Origin of the sequence: Geminisphaera colitermitum TAV2, from assembly GCF_000171235.2 — a bacterium.
GTDB lineage: Bacteria > Verrucomicrobiota > Verrucomicrobiia > Opitutales > Opitutaceae > Geminisphaera > Geminisphaera colitermitum.
Genome location: NZ_ABEA03000085.1, coordinates 48,058 through 70,208, shown reverse-complemented (window position 1 = coordinate 70,208; position 22,151 = coordinate 48,058). Strand labels below are relative to the sequence as shown.

Annotated in this window: 18 protein-coding genes; 8 read left to right on the top strand and 10 right to left on the bottom strand. The window is 58.8% G+C overall.

Annotated elements, in window-relative coordinates; translation table 11 throughout:
- Positions 1–126: 126 nt before the first annotated feature.
- Positions 127–1,329 (top strand): ATP-binding protein, encoded by a 1,203-nt coding sequence (locus OBACDRAFT_RS08950; RefSeq protein WP_232766912.1) that lies wholly within the window; start codon positions 127–129, stop codon positions 1,327–1,329.
- Positions 1,330–1,382: 53 nt separating this feature from the next.
- On the opposite strand, the gene OBACDRAFT_RS08945 is transcribed toward OBACDRAFT_RS08950, so the two are convergent.
- The 5 genes from OBACDRAFT_RS08945 to OBACDRAFT_RS08925 form a co-directional block, all read right to left on the bottom strand.
- The gene (locus OBACDRAFT_RS08945) at positions 1,383–4,229 is read right to left on the bottom strand and encodes a hypothetical protein (RefSeq protein ID WP_043584816.1); all 2,847 of its coding nucleotides are present in this window, start codon (positions 4,227–4,229) and stop codon (positions 1,383–1,385) included.
- A 115-nt stretch (positions 4,230–4,344) separates the two neighbouring features.
- Complete coding sequence (locus OBACDRAFT_RS28020) at positions 4,345–5,112, bottom strand: prepilin-type N-terminal cleavage/methylation domain-containing protein (RefSeq protein ID WP_052361545.1); 768 nt, start codon at positions 5,110–5,112, stop codon at positions 4,345–4,347.
- A 32-nt stretch (positions 5,113–5,144) separates the two neighbouring features.
- Positions 5,145–8,543 (bottom strand): hypothetical protein, encoded by a 3,399-nt coding sequence (locus tag OBACDRAFT_RS08935; RefSeq protein WP_043584814.1) that lies wholly within the window; start codon positions 8,541–8,543, stop codon positions 5,145–5,147.
- A gap of 4 nt (positions 8,544–8,547) precedes the next feature.
- Positions 8,548–9,507, bottom strand: a complete 960-nt coding sequence (locus OBACDRAFT_RS08930) for a LamG-like jellyroll fold domain-containing protein (RefSeq protein ID WP_043584812.1) — start codon at positions 9,505–9,507, stop codon at positions 8,548–8,550.
- Between the two features lie 89 nt (positions 9,508–9,596).
- Positions 9,597–10,865, bottom strand: coding sequence for a WD40/YVTN/BNR-like repeat-containing protein (locus OBACDRAFT_RS08925; protein WP_043584810.1), 1,269 nt, complete (start codon positions 10,863–10,865; stop codon positions 9,597–9,599).
- A 162-nt stretch (positions 10,866–11,027) separates the two neighbouring features.
- Here OBACDRAFT_RS08925 and OBACDRAFT_RS08920 point away from each other — a divergent pair, with 162 nt between their 5' ends.
- Both OBACDRAFT_RS08920 and OBACDRAFT_RS08915 read left to right on the top strand, forming a co-directional pair.
- Positions 11,028–11,246, top strand: a complete 219-nt coding sequence (locus OBACDRAFT_RS08920; protein WP_043584809.1) for a plasmid mobilization protein — start codon at positions 11,028–11,030, stop codon at positions 11,244–11,246.
- Positions 11,246–11,665 (top strand): PIN domain-containing protein, encoded by a 420-nt coding sequence (locus tag OBACDRAFT_RS08915; RefSeq protein WP_043584807.1) that lies wholly within the window; start codon positions 11,246–11,248, stop codon positions 11,663–11,665. The genes OBACDRAFT_RS08920 and OBACDRAFT_RS08915 overlap by 1 nt, the downstream gene beginning before the upstream one ends.
- A 5-nt stretch (positions 11,666–11,670) precedes the next feature.
- Here the strand turns inward: OBACDRAFT_RS08915 and OBACDRAFT_RS08910 are convergent, their stop codons facing one another.
- Positions 11,671–12,627, bottom strand: coding sequence for an EamA family transporter (locus OBACDRAFT_RS08910; RefSeq protein WP_043584804.1), 957 nt, complete (start codon positions 12,625–12,627; stop codon positions 11,671–11,673).
- A 187-nt stretch (positions 12,628–12,814) separates the two neighbouring features.
- Between OBACDRAFT_RS08910 and OBACDRAFT_RS08905 the strand changes: the two genes are divergently transcribed.
- Positions 12,815–13,822, top strand: a complete 1,008-nt coding sequence (locus OBACDRAFT_RS08905; protein WP_043584802.1) for a dihydrodipicolinate synthase family protein — start codon at positions 12,815–12,817, stop codon at positions 13,820–13,822.
- Between the two features lie 35 nt (positions 13,823–13,857).
- Here the strand turns inward: OBACDRAFT_RS08905 and OBACDRAFT_RS08900 are convergent, their stop codons facing one another.
- Complete coding sequence (locus tag OBACDRAFT_RS08900) at positions 13,858–14,889, bottom strand: LacI family DNA-binding transcriptional regulator (RefSeq protein WP_043584800.1); 1,032 nt, start codon at positions 14,887–14,889, stop codon at positions 13,858–13,860.
- Positions 14,890–15,087: 198 nt separating this feature from the next.
- Between OBACDRAFT_RS08900 and OBACDRAFT_RS08895 the strand changes: the two genes are divergently transcribed.
- Both OBACDRAFT_RS08895 and OBACDRAFT_RS08890 read left to right on the top strand, forming a co-directional pair.
- On the top strand, positions 15,088–16,011 hold the full coding sequence (locus tag OBACDRAFT_RS08895; protein ID WP_043584879.1) for a dihydrodipicolinate synthase family protein: 924 nt from the start codon (positions 15,088–15,090) through the stop codon (positions 16,009–16,011).
- A 103-nt stretch (positions 16,012–16,114) separates the two neighbouring features.
- Positions 16,115–17,209 carry a sialidase family protein gene (locus OBACDRAFT_RS08890; protein WP_043584799.1) on the top strand — a complete coding sequence of 365 codons (1,095 nt, stop codon included), beginning with the start codon at positions 16,115–16,117 and terminating at the stop codon, positions 17,207–17,209.
- Between the two features lie 33 nt (positions 17,210–17,242).
- On the opposite strand, the gene OBACDRAFT_RS08885 is transcribed toward OBACDRAFT_RS08890, so the two are convergent.
- From OBACDRAFT_RS08885 to OBACDRAFT_RS08875, 3 genes are all read right to left on the bottom strand, one after another.
- Positions 17,243–18,523, bottom strand: a complete 1,281-nt coding sequence (locus tag OBACDRAFT_RS08885; protein ID WP_043584797.1) for a sensor histidine kinase — start codon at positions 18,521–18,523, stop codon at positions 17,243–17,245.
- A 156-nt stretch (positions 18,524–18,679) separates the two neighbouring features.
- The gene (locus OBACDRAFT_RS08880) at positions 18,680–19,426 is read right to left on the bottom strand and encodes a response regulator (protein ID WP_043584795.1); all 747 of its coding nucleotides are present in this window, start codon (positions 19,424–19,426) and stop codon (positions 18,680–18,682) included.
- A 210-nt stretch (positions 19,427–19,636) separates the two neighbouring features.
- Entirely contained in the window at positions 19,637–20,014 is a 378-nt protein-coding gene (locus OBACDRAFT_RS08875; protein WP_043584793.1) for an RNA recognition motif domain-containing protein, read from the bottom strand.
- A gap of 305 nt (positions 20,015–20,319) precedes the next feature.
- Here OBACDRAFT_RS08875 and OBACDRAFT_RS08870 point away from each other — a divergent pair, with 305 nt between their 5' ends.
- A complete protein-coding gene (locus tag OBACDRAFT_RS08870) occupies positions 20,320–20,619 on the top strand; it encodes a GNAT family N-acetyltransferase (protein ID WP_198529866.1) in 300 nt (99 codons plus the stop codon).
- Positions 20,620–20,724: 105 nt separating this feature from the next.
- Positions 20,725–22,146, top strand: a complete 1,422-nt coding sequence (locus tag OBACDRAFT_RS08865) for a bifunctional ornithine acetyltransferase/N-acetylglutamate synthase (protein WP_043584791.1) — start codon at positions 20,725–20,727, stop codon at positions 22,144–22,146.
- Positions 22,147–22,151: the final 5 nt, after the last annotated feature.

The window sequence follows — 22,151 nt, the reverse complement described above, 5'->3', positions numbered from 1 at the left end:
TAGAATAATTTGTTACGTTTTAATTGAAAAATCCTTCACGATATGTTGGAATTTCCAACATGTTTCGAAGGAATCTCGTCGACAGAGTTACTGAAAGCATCCGGTTCAGTCCCGCAACCCTTCTAAATGGTGCGCGGCAAGCGGGGTAAAAGCACATTCATCAAGACAGCGTTTGTCGAGAAAAACGAATTTAGTTACGTCAATCTGGACGATTTGAATCTGCTACGTCTCGCCAAAAGCGATCCTATTACATTTGTTGCGCAACTTAATGAACATGCGGCGATTGACGAGATTCAGCGGACGCCGGAACTTCTCCTGCCTATCAAAAAAATGATAGACGAGGCGCGTGAAACCCGCCGTTTCCTGCTCACCGGTTCCGCCAATATTCTGACCCTGCCCAAATTATCCGAATCTTTGGCGGGCCGCATGGAAATCCACACCCTTTGGCCTCTGTCCCAAGGGGAAATTCGAGGGATAAAAGAGAAGTTTATTGATTTTGCCTTTTCTGATGCCCCGCCTCAATCCCCTCAGCCGTTTTCGCAAACAGATTACCTTGAGGCGATTATTTATGGCGGATATCCGGAAGCTTTGGCTCAAATGAGGGCGGGGCGTGGCCCCGAGTGGTTCAATTCCTACCTCGCGACGATCCTCCAGCGGGATATTCAGGAAATTTCCCGCATCGAAGGACTGGCAGACCTGCCGAACCTTCTTGAGATCATTGCTTCACGCGCAGGGAACCTTATCAATGTTGCCGATATCTCCCGCATAACAAGGCTGAATGCTGTCACGCTCAAGCGTTATATGACGCTTCTTGAAATGGTATTCCTCATTGTCGAGATACCCGCATGGGCGAGAAACGCCGAAAAACGTTTCGTAAAAAGTCCGAAGGTGTTTGTTAACGACACCGGACTTTTATGTTATTTGCGAGGGCTGAACCAGCAGGCCCTTGAGCGGGAGCGCAGCTTGCTTGGTAGTGTGCTTGAGAATTTCGTGGTAATGGAGTTGGCCAAGCAATGCGGCTGGGCGGAGTTGAAGTGCGGTTTGTTGCATTTCCGGACGCATGGAGGTGACGAGGTTGATATCGTGCTGGAAGCGGCGGACAAACGTGTGACCGGCGTGGAAGTCAAGGCCTCGATGGATGTTAATCCGTCTGATTTTAGCGGATTGCGCGCCCTTTCCAAAGCGGCGGGCGACCGTTTTCACCGCGGATTTCTGCTTTATACAGGGAACGACATTCTGCAATACGCCAATAATCTGTGGGCGCTGCCAATATGCTCACTATGGAATGTCCCTCATCAAGGGGAAACGGCGACTGTCACTTCCCGATGAAATACAAGTCGCTGATCCGGAATTTGATATAGAGCCCGTCGCGCTTCATAGTATTATTGGCTCGCCGTCAGGGCAATCGCAGCTTGGAAGGACTGCGTCCGCTTTGCCAGTTGGTCGAGCTTGGCGCGACTGGCTTCGCCTGACGGGAAAACATGAAACGTCTGCCACGAGACGCCCTTTGCTTCGAGCTTGAGCCAGCCAGCTTTGTCGGAAGCCGTTTCGTCGCGTTTGCCCGAAGGTAGCGCGATCCAGGAATACAGCGTATCCGGTTGTGTCTTCACACGGACGGTAACGCCCGTCTCCGGCTTGGTGGCGTAGGCAAGACGGGCTGTTAACGACGGGCGTCCTTGGGTCTGCTTTGCCCAATCGCGCACGTCCGCGCTTTGCACGCCAATCACCAAGTTGTCGGCTCCGGATTGATAGACGCGGGCATATGAATCGGCTGGCGTGGTCCAGTGTGGTATGACACCCGATTGTTTTAGCAAGTGGCCGTAAACCGCGGTCGTCACCGGAGCGTTTTCAGGCAACGACGGATCGAAGAGCACGCTGTAAAGAGGACGATCCTTGACCATCCTTCGCACGACCAACGGTTGTCCGCCGAGCGTTATCACGACGCTGGCATCGCCTGCGTCGAAAAGTGGACCGGCGAGTTTTCCATCGGCCAACAATTCGTTGCTTCCCGTAACCGCCAGCACACGTCCGCTCCACACGCCATCGGGACGTTGTTTGTGCGCATAACGCGGCGCGATTTCCGCAAACGGACGCATCTGGAAATCCGTATCGATTACGTTTTCGATACCCGGCGCGGCAACGATGGCGGCGGGGATTTCTCCCGTTTCCAGTTTCGAGATCAAAGCCGTCCAGCCTGCCGCCGTGGCCGTTGAGGGACTGTAGAGCATAGGTTTCCCGGATACTTTTTTCGCGTTCAACAAAACTTCCTCACCCATGCCCTCGAACACGTATCCGCCTTGCGCCAGAGGCTTGTCCGGCGCGGGGAAATTATCGAGCCGGTATTGCCACGGACGCCAGTAGGTGCCCCACGGGCGAAATATCCGGCGTGAAGAAATGGAAATAAAATCCGGCTCAACACGGTTTGCCGCGTCTTCTTTGGCGTGGGAAAAGCCGAGTCCGAAGGCCATGAGTTGTTTTGCGCGCTCGCGTCGCGCCTCGTTTTCCAGAACGCCGTCCAATGACAGCAAACTGCCCGGCCAGAAATCACCCTCCAGATGGCTGGCACTGGTTGCGAGCGTCAGTTCGTAAGCGGCGAGGTAGGCGACTTCGTGATCGTAGTAAGGCCATTGGTTGCCGCCGCCGCCCGATTCCAACACCAAGCCGTTTTCCTGTGGGGCGCGCCGTTCGTTGGTCAAGTAGTTGAAACGATAATACGCGCCGTCGAGATAGGTCACCGACTGGAAGTATTCCTCGCTGCTTGCACGCACGGATGGCAGCGCGTTGAGAAAATAAAAATCACATCCATTGGCCACGTCCTCCGGGTTTGGCATGCACTGAAAAGAACCGCCTTCGTCCACGGCGGTTTGGCCCAAAAAGTCCGCCAGTTTCAGCCATTCGTAATGAGCCAGCAGATCGAATAACAAGTATTCGGGGTGATATGCGGGAGGCTTGCCAGCAGGTCTGCGCATCGGTTCGTAGTCCGTCCAGCTTTTGAGTCCGAAGGCCGATGGCGGTGGCAAGTTCCCCAGATAATACTCCGCGTAGTCCCGCAGTTTCATGGTCTTGAGCGGTCCACCGTTTAGTGACGCACGGAAGCCCTCATCCGTGCCGAGTAAATCGCGGCGAAAGGCTGCGATTGTGGCCGGATTGTGTCCCGTACGCCCGCGTCCCGCGCCCCACATCCACACCATGTCAGGAAATCCATGTCCGCTGTGGCCGCTGCGGATGGCGGTTTTGGAAAGTTGTTCAAATGCACGCCATGTGGCGGGATGCGGTAGCGAGATTGCGTGGGCATCACCCGAGAGCGTGACGCCTGGCAGTTTCTTGGACAGGTCGCGTCCCGCCCAATCAATTTCGTAGGCTCCCTCCGCTTTGAAGAACGGTTCCCAACCTCTGCCGATGCTTTGCACGATCGTCGGGATTCCCAGTGCGTTGTAAAACTCTGGTCGAGGGAACTGTTCCGGTCTGCCCATCATCATCACCACTCCCAAGTTTGGAATGTGCTGATGAATGAGGCGGACGGTTTCCTCCGCGAATGGCGAGCACGCCCAGCGTCCGTTCACTCCGAGCAGGAACAGACCTGAACGAAACGGCGCGGCTCCGGTTTTTTTGACGGACGGCACTTGCGGCAGGGACGAGGCAGGATCAGCGGGCGAAATTTCGCGTCCGGAACCGGTGGCCGGTGTTGCGGAAAACACGCCGAGGAACTGGTCGCCGTAGCCATCAATTTTTGCCGAAAAGCGCAAATGGATGCGGTCGCCTGCCTGTAGTTTGACAACTTCCTCCGCGCTCACGTCCTTTGGCGGCTGCAACTTGCTAGACGGTATCTGGAGAACAAATACACTGGCGGTGTCGTTGTATTCGTTTTGTGATAATTTTGTGACAATCACCCGCCCGCCATCGCCGCCCTTCACGTCAAGGCCGTCATTGCGGACGTTTAGCGTCAGTTTCCATGAGCCTGCGGCGGGGGGCTGCCATCGCAGAATCAGGTCGCCTTTGCCGGCTTTTGCCAACTTGTCCGATTCGGCCCGGACGCGGAAATTCCAAGCGTTTTTCTCTCGATTCCCTTCGGACCAGATCGCCGCCTTCGGCAGTCCGGGTGCGACCGTTTCCATGCGCCCGGAAACACTGTCCCGGCGCGTGGCGAGTTCGCCAAAATCACGTGCATCCAAGTTGTCGCGGTAACTCGTGTGAATTGACCAGGCTACCGTCCCGTCAGTCGCAGCCATCACAGACAGCGATGAGGCGAACAAAATTGCTACAGCACGGAGCATATTCATAATATTGGAAATCGGGTATAACATCATTAAACTCTCTTTTTATTTTCGTATGGCTTGAGGAACTTCATCTCCCCTTCTTGAAAATGATGCTTGTGTCCGCACCCTCGGGCTTGCTGTTTTGTTGCGACGGGTCGTCGGCTTTTATCCATTTCACATGACCGTCACAAAACGCATAGTTCGCCCCGCCGTCTGTGAATGTATTTGGCCACAGCGGATTCACATAGCTGATGACAAAGTTCATCCCATTCATGTTGGCATTACACGGCGCATCGGCGGCGAGCACAACACGCGACGGGGTGGTGACCTCCGTATATATATTGTGCCGTTTGTTTTGATTATCAAAGGCATTGAGCCCCCAGCCACCGCAGTTCCAAGGTTTTGATGTTTCGGGAAGGCTCTCATCATAAGTGAATAATTTTCGGGTCAGGGGATTGTTGAGTTGTTTGAATTCCCTTTTTCGAAGCCCACTTCCACTGGCGTGTGACATTCCATCCACAAGATAACCAGATTCTATCAGGACAAATGGCCAAATGGCGACAGGCTGTTTCCCCTTGAGATAGAAGTCGGAACCGGGATTCGCCGCCATGATCTCGCCCTTGTTGTCGGAGGCGTATTGTATAAGCCCCATTGCCACCTGGCGTAAATTGGATAAAGCCCGTGTCTTGTCGGCGGTTCTGCGAACCTTGCCGACTGTCGGAATTATGATGCCTGCAAGCACACCAATAATGGCGATGACCGTGAGCAGTTCAACAAGAGTGAATGCGCGCTTCCGTAAAAAGCAGGGAAGAGAGGTTCGCGCCAGTTTGAAGGAGATTCGCGGTGTTGTATTCATTGTTCTGCGTGTGCGTGTGTGTGGGGGGGGGATTATTGTTTTTTTGGGATATCCGGACAATAAGGGAAAAGACGTTCCCGATGCTTTTTTAAGGCGACTATCTCGGATTGTATGACAGGGCCATCCTTCGCATAACAAAATTGCTCTGCAAGAACATCGGTCACATCCAGTTGTAATGTATGGGAGGCATTGACGAGGGTTTCCTTGCCGGAAAGGAAAGCATACACGCGATACGCCCCCGGCTCGGCGACCGGAACCTCAACCGAAACTTTTCTGCCCGGATTTTCATCGCGCCAAGGGTAGGGACGTTTTTTGCGGTCAAACTCGTCCGCACCGCGTTTTGGCAGCAAATGGGGTCCGTAACCGCCTTTGAAACCGGGTTTGTCCAGTCCGGTCCACACATTGAGGAATTCCACGTTGGCGCCTGCAAAAGCATGCGCCATGACTGGCGCGGTGGAATCCATTATCGTGCGCGGCAGTTCCAGATTCCCTGACAAGACTTTCATGACCTCCAAGCGTTCGTCCGGATTCAAACGGACGGGAGGTTTGTGCAAATAATATATTCCGTTTCCGTTTTCCAATGTAATCGACGACAACAACGGTTCGCTTATATTTCCGACAAGAATCCGGGCGTTTGGAATGGGCGACCATGTGCCACTCCCCGATTTTTTAAGTGACCTGAATTCGGGAAAGACAACCGCCTTGAAATCATTTTTCTCGGACGTGAAATCCGAGTAGCATTTTTCGATGTCCGTATACGTTATATTTTCGACATTCCGCGCCAGCCGCGCCTGACCATCATCAAAACTGAATGGGACGTTGGAATGAGTGACGAGTTTTTTCCCCGGTATTCCCAGCCATTCGCGCAAAAGTTTCCAATCATCAGCCCGGCTGGAAGGCGGGGTGTAAAAAATGACATCCGCTTTTTCCAGAATATCCGCCATGGAGGCGCGTTCCCACTGTTTGTAGGGGACATGCCATTCCTCCAAGAGCGGGCCGAAGGACTGGCCTTGTTTCAAGCCGCTTATCCAACTGCCCACATAATAGCCCGGCGAGCGAACCGTAATGTTATAAATGCGGGTTTCGGGACGGCGAATTTGTTTTTCGCGGGCAAACGCGAAACCGAGGGCGCCGGTCATCCAATTGCTCCAACGATCATAAAGATATTCGTTTTTAGGATCGGACATGCGTCGCCAGTTTGATTCAATCCATTCGTTATGATAATTGCGCAGACCGACGGCGGCGCTTTCAAAAGCGTAGAGGTAATTGATTTCGGGATCGAAATAATGCTGTCCGTGGCCAGCCTGTCCTTTTTCAAGAATCAAGGCCATTTTTTTTCCGGCATGATCGGCTTTATCAACATAAAAGGGCAGGTTGTGATAAGCGCCACGCAGGACGGATGGCCCGCCGAAGTATTCAATATAAGGCGTCCCGGCATCGGCCAGAAAGGAGAGGAAAACGAAGTCGCCGCCGTTGCCCAAATCCTCGGGATTCAGGGTGTAACTATGTGTGCCGCCATGCGCCTTCGCCCAGCGCCCAAAGCGCTGCGCCTGCCGCAGCCACTCGTAATGGTATAACAAAATGAATACGCCGAGATTGCGTTTTTCAATGTCGCCACCCTGCGCGGCGTTTTTTTCCGAAATGGGTTTGTATAAGACCCAGTTTTGCAGGCCGAGGTCGGCGGGTTTCAGACGAAGACCGTGATAGTATTCGTAATAATCCCAGAAGTGAATCACGCCGCCAGCGGCAAGTTTCCCCATAAGGCCGGGCAGAATCGCCAAGCCCTCGTCGCTCCCCGACAAATCCTCGCGATAAGCGGCAACGGACGCCTCGTCGTAACCCCAGCGTCCTTTCCACCACGGCCAGACATAGTCTATTTGCTTGAAGTTATTGATTCCCAGCGACGCGGCATAGTCTATTTCGCTTTTGAGTCCGGCCTGTACTATCGGGTCGGTGGCAAGGACGGAGTTCCCAAACGAATCCAATGAAACGCCTTGCGCGTTTTTTGGCATCCGGCCAGCCGCCTGAAGCCAGCCTGCGTCAATCCGCGTTTTCTGGAATTGGAAGAAGACGTTTTCGGGGAGCGCCGGGAGCTCTTTCGCGACAGACAGCGGCGGCGTCCACACGGGTGCCAGGATGAAATCCCAGTTTGGAAACTCCTTTCGCATGAACGCGGCGAGGGCGGGAATGGATTCGCGCATGTCGGGCTTGTGAATTTCATAGCCGCCAAGGGACAGGGTGTCGCGGGTGGGAAGTTTTGTTGAAAGCCGGGGCGCGACGGCGAGGGGAGCGGTCATGCCGGTTGTGAGCATGGGCGCGTCGGTGTTCAACAAATCGTAACCGTCGTCTTCAAAACCTTTTCCGAACAGGAGCGGTTTGGCCATGAAGATGGCGGTATTCGCTTCGCCGGGGGGGGGGGGGAGGGGAGGGGGGGCGATTGTAAACCGGATGTTGGTGATCTGGCGGGAGAGTTGCCCGGCATCGGGCAGCGTCCACGAAAACGCGAGCCAGCCGTCATGTTCATGTTTGGGCGTGGCGTCGGCCAGGTTGAATGACATGATGCGGGTGGTGCGCCCCGACGTTTCCATGATAAAGGATTTCCCGGCGAGTTCGGCGGGGGAAGCCACCCATATCCTGACGTTGAATGTTTCCGCGTTAAGGCCGATGTAGGGCGGGATGACCGGCGCGAGGGGGCGAACGCGTTTTGACGCGGCGAGGTCAAGGGTTCCGGCAAGCGCGGTCTTGTTTCCCTCTTCGGGAGGAAGGGGATGCAGTTTGAGGACTTTCGGCTCGCCCTTGTAATCTGCCAAGATGGCGGTGTCCAGATGACTGGCGACAATCTTAGACCGAACCAGCATGGCATCCCTGAAGGTGTCCAGAGATGCGGAAACGGTGGCGTCGGGAGGCGGAGGCGAATCGAACGGGACAAGGATGTCGTTTTTCTCAGGTGTTGGCGTGGTGTTGAAGATACCGATGGATTTTATGGATACTTCGCCGGGCGAGGTTCCTGGATCAATGCGGATTGCGGTCAGATCACCTGTGAGCCAGAGGATGCCGCCCACTTCGAACAAGTAGCGATGACGGCCTTTGGTGATTGGCGCGGTGAGCCGTTGGGCGGCTGTGATTTTCCGGTTGCCGAGAATCAGATACAATTCAAGGCGGTCTTTGGCGGTGGGTTGGTTCTTTTCGAGTTCGATGGAGATGGTTTTTATCTCATTCGCCCGGAGCGGTGATGGGAGGCGGATGGGTTTTGTGTAGGGGTCGAAGTTTGTTGCTTTGAAATCCCATGTTTCGCCGCCTTGGTGAATCATGCCAGCGGCGGCCTCGACTCGCAACGCCCCTCCCGGCGTGAAAACAACATCCGCACTGCAAACAAACGTCGCCGTGGCAAAGAGCAGCACAGCGACGAGATTTTTTAGCACTTTTATCATTGGTTCAGCGGTGTTTTCGCCGGAGGACGAAGATCAGTAACGCCATGGCTCCTCCAACGAGCAGTCCGGTGGTCGCGGGTTCGGGAACGGCAGTGATGGCGGCAGCATAATGCGCGGCAATCGCGTCGGCACTCAACGCGCCTTTGTAAATCGCAAATTCGTCAATGCTGGCACCGATGGGATTGGCTGCTGCCGCGGTGGAGTTGCCGTTGCGACCGATCCACGCCAATTCCGAACTGCCGGTACTGCCGGTGCTGCTGGTGTAGTTTATCGTGTCCGAGCTGCACACAATGGACTGGGTGCCGAATAATGCGCCGTTCTTGTAGATTTTGAGCGAGTCGTTCCCGATGTCGAAAATAGCGACGATATGAACCCAGGTTCCCGCCGAGGGAAGCACTTCGGCAAACGTCTTGTTGACGTTGGCAAATGTGTCGGTTCCCACGCTGCGACCGGTGATGCGAAGATCGGAGTTGACCACTTCCACAACAAGACCGGCGGCGTAGCTCCCGCTCGTGTAACCCGGAATGTTGAAGATCGTTTGTGTGCCGCCCATCGAGGCCGTGTTTTTGAAGAAGAACTCGACGCTAACGGCGGACTGGCCGTTGATCGCACTGGCGATTGTGGCGTTGTTGATGGACACGCCCGCCGGGTTGGTCGTGCTGCGCGTGAGGGCAAGCCCGGTGTTCGTTGCATCAAGGCCGGGGAAGGACGCTCCGTTCAAACCATTGTCGCTGTTTTGTGTGACGTTGGTGGCGTTTGTCCAGCCGGCGAGCGTTCCGGAAATCGTCGTGGCAGAGCCGCTGTTCGTCACGGTGGAACCACTGCCGTCAAAACGAAAATACACGAGAGGATTGTCGCCAAGAACAGCGTCGGAATAAGCGTCGGCAAAGGCACACGGCAGCCAGACGAATGCCGTAAGTGCGAGGAGAGTTCCTTTGATGGATGTGTGTATTTGTTTTTTCATGACGTTTCGTTTGGGTTGATGCCGGGAGAGAGTGGGGGGGGGGGGAGAGAGAGCGGTTGTCCGTTCGCGTTAAGATTCTGTTTCGGTAGTCACGGAAGGTGAGCGAGAGGGCGGAAATTTTTTACGCGGTGGAATGTAATGAGATTTCCATTATGCGCGGAGGCGGCGTGGTGGTCGCCGGAACGGCTGAGGATGAGCAGGTCGTCGCCGTCGATTGTCATGCTCGCGTAATGACGCGCCTGTCGTTGTGTGGCACCGCTGGCGACAAGGCCGGCAAAACACCAGTCCACACAGTTTTTGGAGTAGTGGAGCTGCAGGCGCTGGCGTTCGTCGTTGGGCGTGTTGAAGCGGTCGGCAGGCAGGCGATCGGCGCGCGTCATGCTGTCGGTCGCCTGCGTGCTCAACAACCAGTAGAGGCGCGTCACTTCGTCTTGGAGAATGTGGAACTTCATCTGTCCGCCGGGCAGCGGGAGGTAGAGCATCTCGACGCCGGAGGGTGATTTTTCGAGATGGGTCGTCATCGAGCCGTCTTCGTGCTCCACGACTTTGAGCAACGCGGCAAGGTTGGTCGTTGATGTGGGGGCGCGGGCGAGCAGGTGAAAGGTGCGTCCGGCCGGGTCGAACCAGTAATGATCGGGATCGGTGATCTGCACGACGTTGCTCTCCAACCAGCCCAGCGGCCACGGACGCCGGCCCGGAGCAAGTTCGCCCTCCGGTCCGTCCTTCACAGGAAAAAACGGGATGCCCATCAACGGCACCTGTTGCGTGGGGCAAATGTCGCGCAACGAAAACGAACTCGCATACGTCCACGCCTCCGGGCGCGTCAGATCGGTGTTCGTTTTTGCGCGCATGAGGACCGCCCCGAAGCCGTTGCTCCGCCACGAACCGGTGTCGAATCGTAGTTGTTTTTCCATGACGAGATACACGCACCCGTTGGCGTAATGAACATTGCACGGCGCCTGGCTCCAGACCTCGTCATGGGTAAGGGTTGCGGGCGCCGACCAGGTGCGCCCGTCGTCATCCGAGCGCATCGCCATGAGGTCATGTGAATGTCCGAGCACATAGAGCGTTTTCCCGGCGTAAAACGGCCTCGCATGATAAAACGGGAACACCGTTTGCAGTTGCCAGGTCGCGCCGCCGTTCTCCGAGCGATAGACGCGCCCTTGGTTGCCCACCTTGTCATCTCCTCTGGCCGATTTGGGGCCATCCAGACGAATCACGCCCGGTCCGCCAAAGTCCATCGTGGCAATCAACCCGCCGTCCGGGCATCGACAGATGCCGGGGCTGTAGCACCAAGTGTCCACGGGAGAGGGCGAGGAAACGACAACGGTGAAATCGGGGGCCAGTTCTTTCTGCATGGGAGATTGGGAAGTCGCCCAAGAGAAATGCGTGGGTTGGTGGTCATCGCAATCCCCGCGTTACTTTCCCTATCAAGCTGCAGCGCTTTTTAACAGAAGCACAACCCGGCAGGGTCGTCGGCCCGCTTGACGGACGCTATTCCCGTATTACGGTATACCATCATGCCAGTCCTGTCTTTCAAAGTCACACCGGAACAAGCACGGGAAGTCCGCCGCTCCGCCAAACTGCAAAGAATGACCGTCTCCGATTATTTGCGTCGCGCGACTTTCCCGCCGTCCGCCAAAAAGCGTTTGCCCAAGGATGATATTCGCCCCGGTCGCGTGGTTATTGCCACGCCGCCACTGACCAAGGAAATCATCGATTCGGCGCTCTACGACTAATGAAATACCTGCTCGATAACGATGCGTTCCTTGCCGCCATTTGCTTGGGGCATCCGAATAACAAAACCGTGCGCGCATGGTTGGATCAGGCCAAACCGTCGGGGTGGGGTATTACTGCTGAAACCTACCTTGCTGCGGTCCGGCTCATGATGAATCCCGCAGTCATGCAACAGCACGTGCGAAAAGTGGATCAAGCCCTTGATGCCGTGGACGCCGAATTGTCGGGCAAGCATCCTGGCCGCATCGTTTATGCGTCGGAAAACCCCAACCGCACCATGCTCGCCAAGGCGCAAGGGCACAAGCAAGTGATGGACATCTGGCTCGTCCAAATCGCCCGTCAGGAAGGTTGCAAACTGGCAACCAATGATGCCGGGACCCTCGTCAACTGGCCTGCCGACACGGTCAGCATCAGCTCTTGATCCCCCTACCTCGCCGGAATTGGCGTAACTTGATGGTCCCCCTGCGTTTTCGCTGACGTTTCCGATGGATTTTTGTGACGCAGGAGCAGGACGAGCATCGTCAGAACCAGAGCGCAACCGAGCAGAGTCGTCGGGCCGAAACGTTCGCCGAGAATCAGGCATGACAACGTCATGGCGATCACGGGATTGATGTAGGCGCACGAGGCGGCCATCGCGGCAGGCGCGTTGCCGAGGAGCCAGACAAAACCAAGATAACTGGTCACAGAAACCACCATGTAGGCGAGCAGCGCGTAACTCGTCCAAGGCAGCGCAGTCGGTTCGAAACCGCGCCACTCGCCTGATGCGCCGGAAACGACGAGCAGCATCGGTCCGGCAAGAAGCATTTGCAGCCCCGCCGCCATCAAGCGACTGGGATGCGACGATGCCCGGCGAGACAGCAACGAGCCAAACGCCCAGCAGAGGCAGGCCATCAACACCGCGAGCGCACCGATCATGTTCGCGCCCGCCGCAACAGCACCGGAACGGGGCAGAATGACGAGGGCGATGCCCACCACCCCGCCAAACAAATATCCCCACACGCGCAACGAGGGCTTGCGCTCCATGCCGGAGAGCACTCCGAAAAACATGAGAAACAGCGGTCCCATCGCCATGATGACCGACGAGACGCCCGCGCCGGTCAGCGTCTGCCCAAACGTGCGCAGGCCGTTGCCACCCACGACCAGAAACAGGGAAACAAGAAATGCATTCCTTATCTGGCGTGCGTTCGGAAATGAGATGCCGCGCGCCAGCAGCCATCCGCAAACCAGCAGGCCGGAAATACCCCAGCGCACACCGGAAAACAGGAACGGCGGCACGGTGTTGAGCGCCAGCCGGGTGACGACAAAATCGGAGCCTCCGAAGAAACAGGAAAGGAACAGGATGAAATAAAGACGGCCCTGTGTAACATTGTTTTGAATACGCATGGAATTGTGGAAACGGACGAATACGCAACGAAGCGGAAAAGCGTGGCACGTTTCCCGTTTGCTGAAACAAGACACTCGCTTTCCCTATCAAGCCGCCGTCCATCGTGTCCGGGCCGTCGTGCACTTGATAGGGAAAGCAACGCCTCGTTTGCCACGGAGGGAATCCGCGGGGGAAAGTGCCCGCCTTATGCTAACACGAGAAAATTATCGCGGTGTCATTGCCTATCCCCCGACTCCTTTCACCAAGGATTTTGCCTTGGACGAAGATGCCTTGCGCGAGAATCTCCAAAAGCTCATCGCCCTGGGCGTGGAGGGGATCGCAATGGCAGGCACGTCAGGTGAATTTTACACGCTGACAGATGAAGAACTGCGTCGAATCGCCATCATCATGCGCGAGGAAACCGTCAAATCCGGAGTCGTCAGTCTGATGGGCGCGATCTCGCTTTCCACGGACGAGACAATCCGCCGCGCCCGCCTGATCGCGGATGCCGGCATCGACGGCCTGCTCGTCATCGCGCCGTATCACACTCCGCTCACCCAGCGGGAATTGATGCAATTCTGGCAGGAAGTGTGCGCGGCGTGTCCCGACACCGGTGTAGTGGTTTATCACTACGACTGGATTCGACAGCCCTACACCGTGGAAACATTCCGGCAACTCGCCGCCATTCCCAATCTCATCGGCAGCAAGGAGGCGCATTGGGATTTCAAACTCTGGCGCACGATGCACTGTGAAAGTCCCCTCGCGCACATGAGTTCGACCGACGTGGGCTGGCTTGTCGAACTTCACCGCCAGCGCGCCATCGGTGTCGGCAGTTTGCAAATCTGCTGGATGCCCCACCGCGTGCGCGAAATCCTGGACCTGTGCGCGACGGGCGACTATGCCGCCGCCGAGCGGGTGCAGCGTGATTTCACGGAATTTCCCGCGCGCATGAAACTCGGTCTTGGACGCCCGCACATTTTCCCGCCGGAACTCGAAGCCTTGGAAGCCTACAGCCCGCTGGCCAGGCACAAGGCTGTCATTGACGCGCTCGGATTCCTGCGTGTCGGGCCGATCCGCCGTCCCGCCCTGCCTGTACCCGGAAATTTGATACAACGCATCCGCGATTTTGCGGAGCGTTACTATCCCGAACTGATTCCGACTCCCGAACGCGTCGCAGCCACCTCCAAGGGGCAGCCGTTGTGGCGGACAAAATAAGCGTGCGCGGGGGGGGGGGGGGGGGAGGGGGGGGATCAACGCACGCTTTTCCCCTCACGCCAGGCACCGTCAATCAGGACATGCCTGGGATGGGCCAGTTCACCGGTTTCGTTGTGATACAACATTCCGCTGACCTCCTCGATCGCGGTGGCTCCGATCAACTCATGGTTCTCGTCGATGCCGGCATAAAATGTGTTTTTGTAGGGAATGTTGACCAGCGCGATGCTGACCTCAGCGGGAACCTCGATCCCCGCATTTCGCAGAAATTCGAGGATGCGATCCGCATAGCCCGCCTCCGCAACAATGACCTCGGGACGATGTTTTCCGAACCATTCAAGCAGTGCCTTCTCTTCCAGTATCCTGGGCAAATGCAGCGGTAGTGTTTTGATCTTTGGACGCGCGAAATGAGTCCCCGCCCAATATCCTGCGGCGTAGTTGTGGTGAACCCGCTCGTCGTTGGCCATCGGCATCGCCAGACCGATTTTCTGATACCCCCGGGCTGCAAGTTGTCCGACCAGATTCATCATGTTGCGGAACTGGTGATTCATGATAACCGGCACATGAAATCCGACCAGCGAATACCCGAATGTCACGGCGGCAATCCCGTCGAGGCCCAGCGAGAGCCGGGTGTTGGGTGCTGGCTGGGGCGCGAAGAGGATTCCCCGGATGTTACGCGAAGCCAGAATCTGTGACATCCGTCTGGCATCCATGTCGGGTTCTTGCAGCCACAGTTCATCAATACGATAACCCAGTTCGGCGGCCCGCTGCCTGGCCCCGGCGAAATATCCCAGAGTCGATGGCCGTTTCCATCCATCGCGGGTCGTGTAGTTGGTCAGCCATGCCAGCGCACCCTTGAATCCCTGCGGACGATTTCGCTGCCGGTAGGCCACCAGCGAGCCGAGCATTGGATCGGGATGGTAGCCCACTTTTTTCGCGAAATCCTTGATCCTGTCTCTCGTCGATTTTGGGAGTGAAGCGTGGTTGCGCAGCGCGAGTGACACCGTGGTGTGCGACACCCCGAGTTGGGCGGCCATTTCCTTGATCGTAATGCGAGCGTGTTTTTCCATGGGGAACGTTCTCCGCGAAATGAATTAAAATATGTCGGAACAGTCGCAATCGCTTTTGCGAACACCGCCCATTGTTCCCTTCCTCCCCCCCCCTCCCCCTCTCTCTCTCTCTCTCTCTCTCTCCTGACTGGTTAACACGAATGACCAGTGGGGGGCGATTGTCAGCATGTGGGGCGAGGGGGCAGTGTGGGTGGCACCATGAACCTCATTGCCGCTCCTTTCACGCCGCTCAACGCCGATGGCTCGCTCAACCTCAAGGTGATCGAACCCTACGCCGCACACCTGCACGCCACCGGCGTCGCAGGCGTTTTTATCTGCGGCACCACCGGCGAAGGGATGTCGCTTTCCAATGCCGAACGCAAACAGGTCGCCGAAACGTGGCGCTCCGCCGTGCGCGGCAAGCTCAAGCTTATCGTCCATGTGGGGCATTGCTCCGTGGCCGACGCGCGCGACCTCGCGGAACACGCGGCGCGTATCGGCGCCGACGGTACAGCGGCCATCGGTCCGGTGTTCTTCGCGCCGACTTCCGACACGGGGTTGATTGCGGTCAACCGGCAGATTGCCGCGGCGGCTCCGGAACTGCCGTTCTATGCGTATCACATGCCGTCGATGAGTCGCGCGCACGCGCCAGTGCGCCGCTGGATCGCGCAGATGGCGGACGCCGTGCCGAACTTTCGCGGTGTGAAATTTACCTTCGAAGACCTCGACGACTACGCCGCTTCGCTCGCCTGGGCGCGCGCACAAACCAAGGCCACGGGCAAGGACTTCGAGGTGTTTTTCGGACGCGACGAGAAACTCCTCTCCGCCCTCAAGCTCGGCGCAACGGGTGCGGTGGGCAGCACGTATAATTTTGCCGCGCCGCTCTATCTGGCCGTTGCCCGCGCCCATGCCGCAGGCAACGCGGCGGAGGCGGAACGCATGCAGGCGTTTTGCACGCAGGCCATCGACATCATGGTGCGCCACGGCGGTCTGCCCGCGATCAAGGCCACGCTGGCTCTTGCCGGCATCGACTGCGGTCCCATGCGAGCCCCGCTCGAAATGCCGCCCGCGACGGAAATCGCCGCGCTGGAAAAAGAACTCGGCGAAATCGGCTATTTCGCCGCCATCAAAGCCGCCCGGTGATTTCGAGTTAAATCGACGCAAATCGACGTAACTCGATTTAATTCGCTGTGACGTCTGGGCCAGACGTGCGACATATCAAGTTTTGAAGAAACCCGGAAATAACATGATCCAGAAATTCACCGTCAGCCGTGACGACTCCATTTATCAGGCATGGCCTGACCTCGCGCTTACGCGCACGGGGCGGCTGGTCTGCGTTTTTAGCGAATGCACGCACCACGGCGACCGCTCTTATACGTGTATCCAAAGTGTCACTTCGGACGACCGGGGGCGCACCTGGTCGGCAAAGCGGGCCATCACGACGCCGTTGCACAAGAAGGATCGGGGCGACCCGCATTGGAACTGCGCGCGCATCACCGCGCTGCGCGACGGCCGGCTGGCGGTCATCGTGGATCGCGTGGCCGGCGCGCACGAGGGCGCGGACAACGGCGGCGAGCAGACCAACTGGCTGTGGTTCAGTAGTGACAATGGCGATACGTGGCAGGGACCGGTGGCAACGCCTGTCACGGGCATCGTGCCGGATCAGATCGTGGAGTTGAAACACGGTCCGCATGCGGGTCGCTGGACGACTTCGGCGCACACGTTTCTTGGCGAGGACCGCCGGCTGTGGAGCCAGCGGCTGTGGTATTCCGATGACCAGGGGGCGACGTGGTCGGGGCCGGTGGTCGTGGGGCAGGACGCGGGGCTGAAACTCTGCGAAGGCAGCGTGCTGGAATTGCCGGGCGATGGCGGATTGGTGTGTTTTATGCGCGAAAATTCTTTTAGCGGCCTCGATGCGTTTCGTGCGTTTAGTCATGATGGCGGGGCGACGTGGTCGGGTTTGTGTAAGTTTGCGTTGCCGGGCTGCCACCGTCCGGTGGCGGGCATGTTGCAGAGCGGGCGCGTGATGATCACGCATCGGTTTTTGCAGGGCAGTTCGGGCGGCTGGGGCTGGATGACGCAGAACTTTTTCGCGGCGCTGACGGATGTGGAGTCATGTCTTAATCCGGTGCGCAACGCGGCGAAGGTGCGCGTGATGCCGCTCGATTACGATCGTAGTCCAGTGGCGGATACGGGGTATTCCGGCTGGGTGCAGTTCGACGACGGCGAGCTTTACATCGTCAACTACATCATCGACGACGCGCATCCGCGTGCGCAGATCCGCGGGTATGCGTTGCGTGAGGAGGATTTTTATTTGCCGGGGGCGCAGCCGGCTGTGTGAGCAGGGAGGGGGGGGGGGGGGGAGGCGCCGTGGTCACACGGTCACGTCCATGCGGCGGGGGGCGGCGGGGAGGGTGAAGTGGAATGAGGCGCCGCGGCCGGGTTCGCTTTCCACCCAGACGCGGCCGCCGTGGAGTTGCACAATGTGTTTCACGATCGAGAGGCCGAGGCCAGTGCCGCCGGTCTCGCGCGAGCGGCCTTTGTCCACGCGATAAAAGCGTTCGAAGATGTGCGGCAGATCCGCGACCGGGATGCCGGGGCCGTTGTCACTGACGCAGATTTCGATTTCGGATCCCTTGGGACGGATGGCGATGTCGATGCGGGAGCCGGGCGGGGTGTATTTGAGGGCGTTGTCGAGGAGGTTGTGAAAAACCTGGGTGAGTTTGAGGGCGTCGAAATTAAGGGGGCCGGGCGCGGCACCGAGGGTGAGCTGGAGGGTGTGGCGGGCGGCGGCGGGACGGGTGCGGTATTCGTCGAGGAGGGTTTTTACGAGGCGGTCGAGGTCGCCGGGTTCGCGGCGGAGTCCTGTATTGGGGGATTCGAGACGCGAGAGGGTGAGGAGGTCTTCGAGGAGGGTGTTGAGGCGGTCGGTGTGGCGGCGGATGATGTGGAGGAAGCGGTCACGCTGGGCGGGAGGCATGTCGGGGCCGCCGTCGATGAGCGTCTCGGCGTAGCCTTTGATGACGCTGAGGGGGGTGCGGAGTTCGTGGGAGACGTTGGCGACGAATTCCTTGCGGACGGCTTCGAGGCGTTTCTGGCGGGTGATGTTGTGGAGGACGAAGAGGGCGCAGGGGGGCTGGCTGTTGTGGAGGGCGGGGATGACGGTGCCGGTGACTTCGAGCCAGGTGGCGTTGCTGTTGTCCTCAAATTCAATCTCTTGCTGCGGGCGCGCGCCGTCGCGGCGGACGGCTTCGACGTAGCGGAGAAAAGGGGCGTTGCGCACGATGGTTTCGAGGCGCTGGTGGAGGATGGCGTCGGTGCGGGGGAAGATGGCGCTGAGGGCTTTGTTGGCGAGGAGGATGGTGTTGGCGGCGTCCACGACGAGGACGGCTTCTTGAAGGCTGCCGAGCGTGGCTTCGAGTTGGGCGAGTTGGCCGGCGCGTTGTTTGTCGAGGCGGTTGATGTCTTCGACGAGGTGGTTGGCGGTGGTGCAGAGGTCTCGCCAGGCGGGGTCGATGGCGTGGTTTTCCTGAAGGAAGGGCTGGCGTTGGAGGAGGGCGACGTTGAGGGAACGGATGGCGCGGTGGTGCGCAAACAGTCGGAGGAGGACGGCGAGCAGGGCGCAGGTGAGCAGTATGATGGCCAGCCAGAGCATGGTGTTTTTTCGAAACCACTAATGCACACTAATGGACACTGATGAAAGAGAGCAAATTACCTGTTTCTTTGATGCGGTTTTGTTGACCGGGTGATGATGGCGTTGCGAGTGGCATGGGGGAGGGGGGTGGGGGGGGGAGGAGGCTGTGGCGAGGGTTTATTTGGCCAGCCGGTAACCGACGCCGCGGATGGTTTCGATGAGGTCGGCGTGGTCGCCGAGTTTTTCGCGGAGGCGGCGTACGTGGGTGTCAACGGTGCGGGTCTCGATCTCGGTTTCGTAGTTCCATACGTTGATGAGGAGGTGCTCGCGGGTTTGCACGCGACCGCGGCGTTCCATGAGGATTTGGAGGAGTTTGAATTCGGTCGCGGTGAGGTCGATGGGCGTGCCGGCGAGGGCGGCTTCATGGCTTTCGGTGTCGAGCGTGATCTGTCCGGCTTGCAGGATGCGGCGGAGGGGCTCGGCGGTCTGGCCGCTGGAAGCGCCGGGGGCGGCGAGGCGGCGAAGGATGGTCTGCACGCGCAGGATGAGTTCCTTGATGCTAAAGGGTTTGCAAATGTAGTCGTCGGCTCCGGTTTCCAAGCCTTGGATGCGGTCGCCTTCCTCGGCCTTGGCGGTGAGAAAGATGACGGGGACTTGGGCGAGTTGGGGGTCGGCGCGGATGAGGCGGCAGAGTTGGATGCCGCTGAGGTCGGGCATCATGACGTCGAGGATGACGAGGTCGGGCAGGAAGGTGCGCGCGAGGCCGAGGCTGCGATTGGGGTCGTTGAGCGTCTCGACGGTGAAGCCTTTGGCCTGGAGATGGTAGGCGAGGAGTTCGGTGACGTCAGCCTCGTCATCGACGACTAGGATTTTTTGTGACGCTGGCGTTACGGGCGGTGGTTGTTGCGATGCGGTTTCCGACATGTGTGACGGCGGGTGATGGACGGAAGCGGGCGGATGTGGTCGGGGGGAGAGCGTAACCGGAGGGCGCGGACTGCCGAGTGTAAAGCGGGGCTGTTTCCGAATCGTAACAATCCTGCGGAGCGCAAAAAAAAAAGCGGGCGCCCCGTGTTGGGGGCGCCCGCCTTGGATTAGTTTGTCTTTGAGAACAAAAGTGTTGGTCGGGAAACCAGCTTAGTAACGACGGTCACGACCGCCGCCGAAGCCGCCGCGATCACCGCGGTCACGGTCACGGCCGCCGCCGCCGCCGAAACCACGGCCACCGCCGCCGCCACCACCGAAGGAACGGCCGGCGCCTTCTTCCTTGGGACGGGCTTCGTTGACGGTGAGGGCGCGGCCGCCGAGATCGACGCCGTTGAGTTTTTCAGCCGCGGTCTTGGCTTCTTCGGGGGTGCCCATGGTGACGAACGCGAAACCGCGGGGGCGGCCGGTCATCTTGTCCATGGCGACGTAAACGTCGGTGACGGAACCGAATTGGCCGAAGGCGGAGCGGAGGTCGTCTTCGGTCGTTTTGAAGGACATGTTGCCGACGTAGAGTTTGGAATTGCTCATGTGATGTGGGTCGTAGAATCCCGTCTGCTGCCAGTCCGTTCCCGGGGATCGGGTTTCGAAATCATCACCTGAAGCCTAACTCCATCTGACGACTCACCAGTTCCTGTCATCTAACGTGCTCTAACGAATAAGGGCGGCAAAGAGAACGGTTTCCAATGGGGATGCAAGGAAATTCCTGTGTGACGGGTGTTTCCCCTGAAATTAAATAAGCGCGCAACACACTGGCAGGCTCGATGATGCGCTTTTGGTTATTCGGCGGATTAGCAGTCGCAGGCAAAGTTCATAGGTTGCGCATTCAACACGCCATGACGCCTATGCAGATGCCGACACCGATACATGATGAAAAACGACTCTGTTTCGCGCTCTCGTTTCCAGAGGGCGAGGCGGTGCTGGAGTATGCGTTTGCGGAGGGCGGGGGGGAGGGTGCGGCGGTGATTTTCACGCATACGCATGTGCCGGAGGCGTTGCGCGGGCGCGGCGCGGCTGCGGTGCTGGTGCGGGCGGGGCTGGACTGGGCCACCGCGCGGGGGATGCGGGTGCTGCGGGGGCGTGAGACGTGCAGTTATGTGAGGCGTTATCTGGAGATGCACCCGGCGGCGGGGTGATGAGGATGAGGCTGCGGAGCCGGACGCGAGGGGGGGGGGGGGGAGAGTTACGCCGGGCCTTTCTTTTCGCTTCACTCCACCGGACGGCGGGCCAGTTGTAGGCGCGTGCCCAGCACCGATCTTACCTTTTCCTCCCGCGCGGAACACCGCGCATGGCTCGCCTCCCAGGCCGCGCTGCCGCGCGGGTTTCGCGTAGGCACGGCGCGCTTCGATTTTACGCCCGTCGAGGCGCCCAAGCCGGCGAAGATGGCGCTCACGCTCATCGCGCTTGACCAGCCGCTGGCGGCGGGGGCGGGGTTTGCCGCGATGTTCACCAAAAACGCTTTTCCCGGCGCTCCGGTCATCGTGGGGCGGAGACGGCTGGCGGAGTCGCCGGCACTGGGCGCGATCATCGTGAACAACAAAATCTCCAATGTCTGCGCGCCCGGCGGCGTGGAGACGGCGGAACGCATTTGCGCGGAGGCGGGCCGGCTGCTCGGTCTGCCGGCGTCGGCGGTGCTGCCGAGTTCGACGGGCGTCATTGGCTGGACGCTGCCCGTTGAGGCGATGCTGCAAAATCTGCCAAAGGCCGTGGCGGCGCTGGCGGGTGCGGATGCGGCGGGCGGCAACGCCAGCGCGGGTGGTGCGGGCTCGGTGCTGCCGGCGGCGGAGGGCATTGTCACCACGGACCTGTATCCAAAAGTTCGCTCCGCCACCGTGGGCACGGGCGCAGGCGCGGGGCGGATCGTTGGCATCGCCAAGGGCGCGGGCATGATCGAGCCCAACATGGCAACGATGCTGGTTTACATTTTGACCGACATCGCCGTGCCGCGCGACGAATTGCGCGCGATGCTGCAACGCGCCGTCAATGTCTCCTTCAATCGCATGAGCGTGGACAGCGACACGAGCACGTCGGACACCGTGGTGCTCGTATCGTCGGGCGTGGTGACGCTTGACCAGGCCGCCGCCACCGCGTCCCCCCCCCCCCCCCCCGCTGTCGCGCTTGCCGGATTCGAGGCTGCGCTGACGCAAGTGTGTCGCGACCTCGCCGAGGACGTGGTGCGCAATGGCGAGGGCGTGCGACATGTCATTCGTGTGCGGATACAAAACGCCGCCACCGAGTCGCTCGCGTGCGCGCTGGGCAAGGCGATCGTCAACGCGCCGCTTTTCAAGTGCGCCGTGGCGGGCAACGACCCCAACGTGGGCCGTCTCGTGCAGGCCATCGGCAAACACGTGGGCGCGCACGCGCCGGGCACGGACTTGTCGGCGTTGCGCGCGAGCATTGGCGGCATCGAGATTTTTGCGAACGGCGCGTTTTTACTCGATCCGCAAAAGGAGCTCGCGCTGGTCGCGCACCTGAAGGCCGCTGAGCTTTACGAAAGCCGCCCGGCGGCGGACGGCACCTTTGCGCCGCCGGTGGATTATCCGCCGCACGAGCGTTGCGTGGAGATCGATGTGGACTTGGGCAACGGCACCGCGTCCGCCACGGTTTTCGGGGCCGACCTCACGCACGAATACGTGAGCGAAAACGCCGACTACCGGAGTTGAGCAGT

Coding starts and splice junctions, on each gene's coding strand:
- OBACDRAFT_RS08950 (WP_232766912.1), top strand. CDS start 127: ATGGTGCGCGGCAAGCGGGGTAAAAGCACATTCATCAAGACAGCGTTT.
- OBACDRAFT_RS08945 (WP_043584816.1), bottom strand. CDS start 4,229: ATGGCTGCGACTGACGGGACGGTAGCCTGGTCAATTCACACGAGTTAC.
- OBACDRAFT_RS28020 (WP_052361545.1), bottom strand. CDS start 5,112: ATGAATACAACACCGCGAATCTCCTTCAAACTGGCGCGAACCTCTCTT.
- OBACDRAFT_RS08935 (WP_043584814.1), bottom strand. CDS start 8,543: ATGATAAAAGTGCTAAAAAATCTCGTCGCTGTGCTGCTCTTTGCCACG.
- OBACDRAFT_RS08930 (WP_043584812.1), bottom strand. CDS start 9,507: ATGAAAAAACAAATACACACATCCATCAAAGGAACTCTCCTCGCACTT.
- OBACDRAFT_RS08925 (WP_043584810.1), bottom strand. CDS start 10,865: ATGCAGAAAGAACTGGCCCCCGATTTCACCGTTGTCGTTTCCTCGCCC.
- OBACDRAFT_RS08920 (WP_043584809.1), top strand. CDS start 11,028: ATGCCAGTCCTGTCTTTCAAAGTCACACCGGAACAAGCACGGGAAGTC.
- OBACDRAFT_RS08915 (WP_043584807.1), top strand. CDS start 11,246: ATGAAATACCTGCTCGATAACGATGCGTTCCTTGCCGCCATTTGCTTG.
- OBACDRAFT_RS08910 (WP_043584804.1), bottom strand. CDS start 12,627: ATGCGTATTCAAAACAATGTTACACAGGGCCGTCTTTATTTCATCCTG.
- OBACDRAFT_RS08905 (WP_043584802.1), top strand. CDS start 12,815: ATGCTAACACGAGAAAATTATCGCGGTGTCATTGCCTATCCCCCGACT.
- OBACDRAFT_RS08900 (WP_043584800.1), bottom strand. CDS start 14,889: ATGGAAAAACACGCTCGCATTACGATCAAGGAAATGGCCGCCCAACTC.
- OBACDRAFT_RS08895 (WP_043584879.1), top strand. CDS start 15,088: ATGAACCTCATTGCCGCTCCTTTCACGCCGCTCAACGCCGATGGCTCG.
- OBACDRAFT_RS08890 (WP_043584799.1), top strand. CDS start 16,115: ATGATCCAGAAATTCACCGTCAGCCGTGACGACTCCATTTATCAGGCA.
- OBACDRAFT_RS08885 (WP_043584797.1), bottom strand. CDS start 18,523: ATGCTCTGGCTGGCCATCATACTGCTCACCTGCGCCCTGCTCGCCGTC.
- OBACDRAFT_RS08880 (WP_043584795.1), bottom strand. CDS start 19,426: ATGTCGGAAACCGCATCGCAACAACCACCGCCCGTAACGCCAGCGTCA.
- OBACDRAFT_RS08875 (WP_043584793.1), bottom strand. CDS start 20,014: ATGAGCAATTCCAAACTCTACGTCGGCAACATGTCCTTCAAAACGACC.
- OBACDRAFT_RS08870 (WP_198529866.1), top strand. CDS start 20,320: ATGACGCCTATGCAGATGCCGACACCGATACATGATGAAAAACGACTC.